Source organism: Lysobacter fragariae (assembly GCF_054779775.1).
Genome location: NZ_BAAGXP010000011.1, coordinates 220,418 through 226,870 on the forward strand (window position 1 = coordinate 220,418; position 6,453 = coordinate 226,870).

8 protein-coding genes are annotated in these 6,453 nt (G+C 58.3%); 1 reads left to right on the top strand and 7 read right to left on the bottom strand.

Annotated features, from left to right (window positions below):
• The first annotated feature begins 117 nt into the window (after positions 1–117).
• Entirely contained in the window at positions 118–1,473 is a 1,356-nt protein-coding gene (locus ACYVD7_RS11885) for an APC family permease (protein WP_460763387.1), read from the top strand.
• A 76-nt stretch (positions 1,474–1,549) separates the two neighbouring features.
• Here ACYVD7_RS11885 and ACYVD7_RS11890 read toward each other — a convergent pair whose 3' ends face one another.
• From ACYVD7_RS11890 to ACYVD7_RS11920, 7 genes are all read right to left on the bottom strand, one after another.
• The gene (locus tag ACYVD7_RS11890) at positions 1,550–2,542 is read right to left on the bottom strand and encodes an integron integrase (RefSeq protein ID WP_460763389.1); all 993 of its coding nucleotides are present in this window, start codon (positions 2,540–2,542) and stop codon (positions 1,550–1,552) included.
• A 142-nt stretch (positions 2,543–2,684) separates the two neighbouring features.
• Entirely contained in the window at positions 2,685–3,056 is a 372-nt protein-coding gene (locus tag ACYVD7_RS11895) for a VOC family protein (protein ID WP_460763392.1), read from the bottom strand.
• Positions 3,057–3,150: 94 nt separating this feature from the next.
• Entirely contained in the window at positions 3,151–3,573 is a 423-nt protein-coding gene (locus ACYVD7_RS11900; protein WP_460763395.1) for an SseB family protein, read from the bottom strand.
• Positions 3,574–3,748: 175 nt separating this feature from the next.
• Positions 3,749–4,081: a hypothetical protein gene (locus tag ACYVD7_RS11905; RefSeq protein ID WP_460763397.1), complete on the bottom strand. Its 333-nt coding sequence runs from the start codon at positions 4,079–4,081 to the stop codon at positions 3,749–3,751.
• A gap of 60 nt (positions 4,082–4,141) precedes the next feature.
• A complete protein-coding gene (locus tag ACYVD7_RS11910) occupies positions 4,142–4,963 on the bottom strand; it encodes a trypsin-like serine protease (protein ID WP_460763400.1) in 822 nt (273 codons plus the stop codon).
• Between the two features lie 598 nt (positions 4,964–5,561).
• Positions 5,562–5,924, bottom strand: coding sequence for a hypothetical protein (locus tag ACYVD7_RS11915; RefSeq protein ID WP_460763402.1), 363 nt, complete (start codon positions 5,922–5,924; stop codon positions 5,562–5,564).
• A 100-nt stretch (positions 5,925–6,024) separates the two neighbouring features.
• Positions 6,025–6,240: a hypothetical protein gene (locus tag ACYVD7_RS11920; RefSeq protein WP_460763405.1), complete on the bottom strand. Its 216-nt coding sequence runs from the start codon at positions 6,238–6,240 to the stop codon at positions 6,025–6,027.
• Positions 6,241–6,453: the final 213 nt, after the last annotated feature.

Consider the following 6,453-nt stretch of genomic DNA (forward strand, 5'->3'; position numbering starts at 1 on the left):
CGAGCGACTGCCGGGCGTGGTGATGGCGGTGTTCCCAGACCGCATGAGCGCTAGCTTGGAACCGGGCGGGCGACGTGCGAACCTGCGGCGTCGCATCCGCTGCCAGAGTGTCCGTCGATGAACGAAGCTTCGCGCTCCGCATCCGTGTCGCCCGCCACCGGCAGTGCACTGCGCGGCGATGCCGCGCTGTTGCGCGCGGTCGGGACCTTCGCACTGACCGCCGCCGTGATCAACGTGATCGTAGGTGGCGGCATCTTCCGGATGCCGTCCGCACTCGCGGCGCAGATGGGACCCGCCGCGCCGCTGGCGCTGGTGGCAGGTGCGCTGGCGATCATCCCGATCGCATTGTGCTTCGCCGCGATCGGCAGCCGGGTCCAGGTGACGGGCGGACCCTACAGTTACCTGAGCGCGACGTTCGGTCCGTTCGCCGGCTTCATCGGCGGCGCGCTGATGTGGATCAGCAACTTCACGTCCAGCGCGGGCGTGGCGGCTGGACTTTCCGACCAGGTCGCGCGTCTGCTGCCTGCCTTCGCCCCGGCATTGCCGCGCGCGCTGCTGCTCACCGTGGTGTATGGCGTGCTGTTTGCGCTCAACGCGTTCGGTGTGAAGCTCGGTGCGCGCGCGATCACGACGCTGGCCGCGCTGAAACTGACGCCGCTGTTCCTGCTGTGTGTGTTCGGCCTGTTCGTCGTCGACTGGAGCCAGGTGAGCTTCGCGATCGGCGAGGTGCCTTCGTGGGGCGCGCTGGGCGCATCGATGGTGCTGGTGATGTTCGCGTACTCGGGCATGGAGACCGCGCTGGTGCCGTCGGGCGAGATCAACGACCCGGCACGCGACGTTCCGCGCGCCACGATGATCGCCATCCTGCTGGTCGTGCTGCTGTACCTGGCCTTGCAGATCGTGGGGCAGGGGGTACTCGGTCCTTCGCTGGCGCAGAGCCGCGTGCCCGTCGCCGACACCGCCGGCGCAGTGTGGGCGCCGGCGCACGTGTTGCTGTTGATCACCGCGTGCATCTCGATGACGGGTTTCCTGATGGGCAACCTGTTCGGCACGTCGCGCCTGGTGTACGCGTTGGCGCGCGATGGCTACCTGCCGCGCGTGTTCGGCACCGTGAGCGAAAAGCATCGCGTGCCGATCTGGGCACTCGTCGTGCATGCCGGGTTGGCGTGGGTGCTGGCGATCATGGGCAACTTCGATGCACTCGCGCTGATTTCCGGCGGCGCGATCTGCCTGGTCTACGGCCTGGTCAGCATCGCCGCGTGGCGCGCGCAATCCCGAGACATCCGCGAACGCGGCGACGCGCCCTTCGTGCTGCCGGGCGGTCCACTGATCCCGCTGGTATCGCTGGCGGCAATGCTGGCCATCGTCACCACGCTCAATGCCAACGAACGACTTGCGATCATCGTCGCCCTGGCCGCATTGGTGGGCGTCTATGGCGTGCTGGAGTTGCGACGCAGGCAACGATCGCGGTGACTGTCATGGGTCAAGGCGGAAGTACCGCCCTGACCCACTGAATCAATCCGAGGCTGCTCGGGTCCAAATGATCGAATCAGACGGCTTCACGGAATGAAAATGCGTCCAGGGGGCTGACGACCGACAGTTGGTGAGCGTCAAGGATATGCGCGTAGATCATGGTGGTGTTGATGCGCGAGTGTCCGAGCAACGCCTGGATCCGTCGGACATCGCATCCGCCTTGCAACACGTGGGTTGCGAAGCTATGCCGGAGGGTATGGACGGAAACGCGTTTGTTGATGCCTGCAAGCCGCGCGGCAACCTGGACCGCCTTCTGCAACGTGCCTGGATTCAGGTGCCAACGACCGCTGATCCCTGTTTCCGCATCATGGAACAGATTGCTCGAAGGAAACACGAATTGCCAAAGGAAATCCTTGCTCGCGTTCGGCCTGCGCCTGGCGTAAGCCCATGGCACGACACTCGCTCCATAGCCACGTACCAGGTCGCTGGCATGTAGTTCTTTCACCTTGAGAAGGTGCGCCTGCAGTGGCGCGACGAGTCCCGCGGGAAGGAGGGTGAATCGATCCTTTCGACCTTTGCCGTCGCGGACAATGATGCGGAGGCTGCCAAAGTCCAGATCCTGCACCCGGAGGGAGTGGGTCTCGGAAATCCGCAATCCGGCGCCGTAGGTCAGCTCCGCCATCAGCTTTGTCACCCCGGACATGGCGGACAGGAGACGTCGGGTTTCCTCCACCGACAGGACCGAGGGAATGCACGCGTATTTCTTGGCTCTCAGCGCCTTGATTGGCGTTTCAATCGGCTGGCCAAGGACGGATTTGTATAGAAACAGCAGCGCCGATAGCGCCTGATTCTGCGTAGACGGCGATGCGTGCCTGCGGGCTGCCAGGTGGGACAGGAACTGTTCCACCTCCTTGTCGCCCATTCCATCAGGGTGCCGTTTCTCGTGGAACAACACGTACTGGCGTACCCAATGACAGTACGCGTCCTCAGTAGCGCGCGAATAACCCTTGAGGCGGATCTTGTTCCGAACCCGGTCAAGCAGACGAGGTTCTGGGGTGGCTATGCTCATGGCGTTGCTCCGAAAAAAGGAGCAAGACTTTAGACAGCACTGGAACCATGACCGCACCGTGCGCGACTACGAACGCAAGGGAACATCCGCGGGTTAACGAACATCCGGTCGACGGATGGCTTTGGCTTCGCCACCGAGGAAATCAGACGTGCTGGTCGACCAGAATCTGATTGCCATCCGGATCCGCCACCATGAAGCTGGCTGGTCCAAAGGTGGCTTCGTCAGCTTCGCTGATCAATTGAACGCCTTGAGCCTTGAGGGAGCGCTGCAGGTCGCGAATGTCGGTGAACTCGGGCAGTTTCCTGGCGTCGCCGTCCCAGCCGGGATTGAAGGTCAGGATGTTGTGCTCAAACAACCCTTGGAACAGGCCGATGACTGTGCTGCCGTTCTTCAGGATCAGCCAGTTCTGCTCCTGGTTTCCACCCCACACGGTGAAACCGAGCTTTTCGTAGAAGGCGCGAGATAGCCCGATGTCCTTTACCGCAAGACTGACGGAGAAGTTGCCAAGGTGCATGATCATTCTCCACCGCATGGTTGACAGCGGGTTGCAGTAATGCGTGCTTGTGGTGCCAGTCGAGCCGCGAAGCGCCTACGTCCTGGATGGACAGTCAGGACGCAACCGGAGGTGGTTGCAATCGGGATTTTAGAACTGCTATGGCATCGGGTGACATCTCAAGCCCGACGGTATAGCCGGGGTTGATAACAATGCCTACGTTGTTGGCAATACCCTGAAGTAGCCACTGGAACGGCACGGCCATCCCGAACGCAAACTGGGGAACCCGTTTATGCCAGGGAGTAGAGCGCTCTGGAGCCGTAAACATGGCAAGAACCAGCGAGCCGTCTGCATTTGACAGGATCAACGGCGAAACAGAGTTGTCCCACACGCCACCAGGCCCAGGGTCCTTGTCCAGAAGTACGACAACTTTGGCGGGCAACAATGTGTCCCAGAAGTCTGATTCAGGGATATGACCCAGCTGCGCATTCAGTAAATGGGTTTCAAGATCATTGCTCGGTACGAATTGGGATTCCATGACATTCTCTTTGTATCGTAACAGTCGAATTTAACCGAACAGCGAAGCGGTTTTTCTGAATGAATTTAGCGGCGCGGCCAAGGAGGCACTGCTTGCCAGGATGAATGTCAGGGTGCGACAAGACATCTCATGACATCTAAGCCGAGCCGCGAGCGGCCTCGGCCTGAATGAATTGTTAGGGCGCACCCGCGAACAGCATGGCGAACGCCAGCAGGTATGCGGGTACCCCTACGAAAAGACTCAACCGTATGCGGCGAGCGTACCGCAAGGCATCTGGGTCCTTGAGCTCTTTGACCATAGGGCCGAAAGCGGTGCTAATCACAGCAACGCCAACGTTCGGATCTGCCAATCGCGGCATGCCGGTGTAGAAAAAGCTCAGAGACCCACGTCGATCGACCATCTCCGGGCGCTCGGCCAGGAGGATGCGCCGGAATCGGACGAGCGCATGGAAGTAGAAGGGCGTGACTAGAGCCCCGATTGCTATCAAAACAGCTGCGATGATCTGCATGTGCGCCCTAACGCCTGAATTAAGCCGAGCCGCGAAGCGGCTTCGGCTTGAATGAATTTGTTAGCCCCCTGCTGCGCGATGAGCAGTGTCCGAAGACATTACATTCTCAATCCATCTAGCGTAGCTGGATATGCGAACGTTATAAGTGCTCTGATCATAGACACCCATACGAAACGTTGCAGCGTTGCCATCCACGTACTTCCAGGCAGCTAACCCAGCCAGCTGCCACTGACCTTTGACTTTGATTAGTACCGGGCCACCACTGTCGCCACTGCCCGACATGCCCTCCAGTGCATGCGCGGTAAGGCCCGCATTAAACTGAGAGACGAGCCAATGGCCGTCAGTGCGGATGATTTTGCTGTACGCGCGACGCAGAACAGTACGGTTTGGACCGGCTTGGCCAGTGGCGCCGTCTCCGGTCGCTCCTTTGCCGATAAGCTTCACGGTCTTTCCTAACTCATTGTTTCGACGATATAGAGTTGCAGGTGTGACATCAGCGATCGGCGCCGACAGCTTCACTAGCGCGATGTCATCATTCGAGGCCTGAAATGCCATTGCGCGGGATGCGTCGCCTGACTTAATTGCTTGTGCAATTAACTCGTCCGGGAGCTTTTCGTAGCCGGGATGAACAATCAGGCGCTCTACTTTGCGAGGCAGCCCGTTAAGTATGATTTCTTCAGGATGTCCGAGTGTGGTGTGAGCAGCAGTTACAACCCATTGCGGCGCAATAAGCACGCCATGGGCCTCGCCTGGCATATCGGCAAGTGCGGGAAATTCTGATGCCGGAACTCGATACTTAGAGTCATCTACATCATGCCTGATGATGATGGCACTCGCTGTGGATGAAACAGTCAGCAGTAAGAAGAGAAGTGGTCTGTTCATTCGGATGGTTGGTAGGGGGCTAACACCTGAATTAAGCCGAGCCGCGAAGCGGCTTCGCCTTGGATGAATTGTTAGGCGTCACGATCTGCCGACCTTGCAGGATGATTTGCCGGAATTATTGATGTAGGGGTATCAGAAATTGGACGGTGTGGCATACCTAATGCCCTGTCTATCAGTTCGCTGTCTGAGAGAGGATCAAGGCACTCCACAACAAGCCAACGCGCGCCAACTGGATCTGGGCAGCCTGCGCAGAACTCGATCAAAGTTTGATCAAGCTCTTCTTGCGAAAGTCCATGTGCTTTGGGTTGCCCCATAAATTGCAGCATCCTAAGCAGATCTTCTCTTTGGCTTGCCTTCACGTGTCACCTACGAGAGTGCTGGTGTGACGTCTAACACCTGAGTTAAGGGGCCGCTGAGCCGATCAGAAAACTCGACGTCTCGCCCCACTTGGCGAGTGAGTGGGCCAGCCGCTGCACAGGCCGTTGCCAGTAAGGCTATTGCTGCAAGTCTTAGGAGAGTCTGCATAGCGCCCTAACACCTGAATTAAGCCGAGCCGCGAAGCGGCTTCGGCTTGAATGAATTGTTAGATCACACCCGACTATTTCCGCAGGTCCCGAACGAGGCCATCACAGCGTTCAGCCTGCTCTGAAAGGCTCTTGCGCTTGAGAGCTTCAGTACCGCGCAACACAGCGGATTGAGCCATTTCAAAGGCCACAGAGTCAGCGGTAAATCCCTTGTCGTGCGCGACTTTTGAGCCGGCCTCGATCTCAAGTCTATGCCTCTCCTGCCATGAGCGCAGTTCTGTCTCATACAACTCTGTCAAATTCGGATGCTTGGAGAATATGCTCGAACAGGCAGCTACGTACGGAGGATGAGCGATGGAGTCTACGAACACCTTAAATGACTCATCTTGGCCTTGGGGCTCAGCGGCAAGAGCAAGCGCAATAAATGGCAAGAACATTGACACTCCGAGTGGGATCTAACGCCTGAGTTAAGCCGGCCCGCCCAAGGCGAGGCGGGTGGCGCCGAGGCCGCGAAGCGGGCTCGGCTTGAACGAATTGTTAGGCGTCACGTTGTTGAATCTGTGTGCGTCCTGTCAAAAAGTTGCGCCGTGGCAATTGACCGGAAGCTTCGCCAACAGCGAAGTACAGTTGGCTGGCGAACACTGCAGTGACTGCTGGAGATCTAAATATATTTTGCAGATTCATTAGGTCGAGCTTGAAAAGCACATAATTGATTGCTTGGATGGCCAACAATGCGACGATGGCGTAAGCCATGTGTCTGAATGCGATCTTCTGAAATGGTTTCATGAGAATTCTCGGTGACGCCTAACGCCTGAATTAAGCCGAGCCGCGAAGCGGCTTCGGCTTGAATGAATTGTTAGGCCTCATCCGGCCTTGCCAGCGTCAGCGCACTTGAAACTGCGCCTGCTACAAGAGCGCTTAGGAGAAAGGCGCGAAGGCCATAGCTAATCCAGAATATTCCAGGAG

Coding starts and splice junctions, on each gene's coding strand:
- ACYVD7_RS11885 (WP_460763387.1), top strand. CDS start 118: ATGAACGAAGCTTCGCGCTCCGCATCCGTGTCGCCCGCCACCGGCAGT.
- ACYVD7_RS11890 (WP_460763389.1), bottom strand. CDS start 2,542: ATGAGCATAGCCACCCCAGAACCTCGTCTGCTTGACCGGGTTCGGAAC.
- ACYVD7_RS11895 (WP_460763392.1), bottom strand. CDS start 3,056: ATGCACCTTGGCAACTTCTCCGTCAGTCTTGCGGTAAAGGACATCGGG.
- ACYVD7_RS11900 (WP_460763395.1), bottom strand. CDS start 3,573: ATGGAATCCCAATTCGTACCGAGCAATGATCTTGAAACCCATTTACTG.
- ACYVD7_RS11905 (WP_460763397.1), bottom strand. CDS start 4,081: ATGCAGATCATCGCAGCTGTTTTGATAGCAATCGGGGCTCTAGTCACG.
- ACYVD7_RS11910 (WP_460763400.1), bottom strand. CDS start 4,963: ATGAACAGACCACTTCTCTTCTTACTGCTGACTGTTTCATCCACAGCG.
- ACYVD7_RS11915 (WP_460763402.1), bottom strand. CDS start 5,924: ATGTTCTTGCCATTTATTGCGCTTGCTCTTGCCGCTGAGCCCCAAGGC.
- ACYVD7_RS11920 (WP_460763405.1), bottom strand. CDS start 6,240: ATGGCTTACGCCATCGTCGCATTGTTGGCCATCCAAGCAATCAATTAT.